The following is a 1,082-nucleotide window of genomic DNA, read 5'->3' as shown; positions in this document are numbered from 1 at the left end:
TTTAAAGATTTACTCCGTGATGAAAAGCATCTCTATTGCCTCTTTAAATGTTCAGTCAAAGTTAAAAGGCGTTGTAGGAGTTGTTAATGAAACTATCTCAAATATGTACATCAAAAGTTTCACCAATATTGACCCAAATATTATTAAAAACCCAATTTTAGTTAAAGAATTTACCGTTATAAAAGGTGTTGTTACCTCTGTTTCTCCCGAAGTAATCCAAAATTTGCTTATGTCACAAATTATTTTTATACCAATTGTTCTTGCGTTCGTAATTATTTTCGCTTCACAGACGATTGCAAGTCTTATAGCAAGCGAAAAAGAAAATAAAACTCTTGAAACACTCATGACGGTGCCTATTAAAAGGCCTTTAATAATACTTTCAAAGATGCTTGCCTCATCAATTATGGCGCTTATTATATCTTTCTTCTATCTTATAGGAATGTTGAACTACCTACGTGGAGTTTCAATGGGTGAAATAGGAAATGCCCAAACATCAAAAGTCCTTGAAAGCATTGGATTATCTTTTACGCCCATTCAATATTTTTACCTTGGTGTCCTTTTGTTTCTTACAATTCTTGCTTCTTTAGCGCTTTCAAGCATAATTGCAACATTTGCCGAGGATACAAAAACTGCGCAGATGTATCTTACGCCGCTAATGATTCTTGTTATGGTTCCTTATTTTCTTACATTTTTTACAAGTATAGATAATTTGAGTTTACCTATTAAGATACTTGTCTATGCAATACCTTTTTCTTATCCTTTTATTGCAAGTCAAAAAATTCTTTTTGGCAATACATCAATTGTATTTATAGGTGTTGTATACTTACTTATTTTCTCTTTGGTTTCAATATCAATTGCAACATGGATTATATCATCCGATAAAATTTTTACTGTAAGGGTAAAAAGAAAAAGTTTTAATTTCCTTAAAAGATGATGAAAAAATTTTTAGCGCTTCTTTTTATTTTCCTTATAATCTTCCAACCAATTTTAAAAGGAGATACCGACTTTATAACTCTAAAAAAGCTAAAAGGTATATGTGTTAGGGCAGACGACCTTGAAAAGGCTGGAGTGGAAAAAAGTTT

1 protein-coding gene is annotated in these 1,082 nt (G+C 31.2%); it reads left to right on the top strand.

Translation table 11 applies throughout. The features are described from left to right. A partial coding sequence (locus tag K6343_01535) for an ABC transporter permease (protein MEF3244657.1) occupies window positions 1-934 on the top strand: 934 nt, incomplete at its 5' end. Window positions 935-1,082: the final 148 nt, after the last annotated feature.

This window comes from Caldisericaceae bacterium (assembly GCA_036574215.1).
Lineage (GTDB): Bacteria > Caldisericota > Caldisericia > Caldisericales > Caldisericaceae > Caldisericum.
Note: the sequence above shows the minus strand (reverse complement) of the source record. Positions and strands in the feature narration are given on the sequence as shown.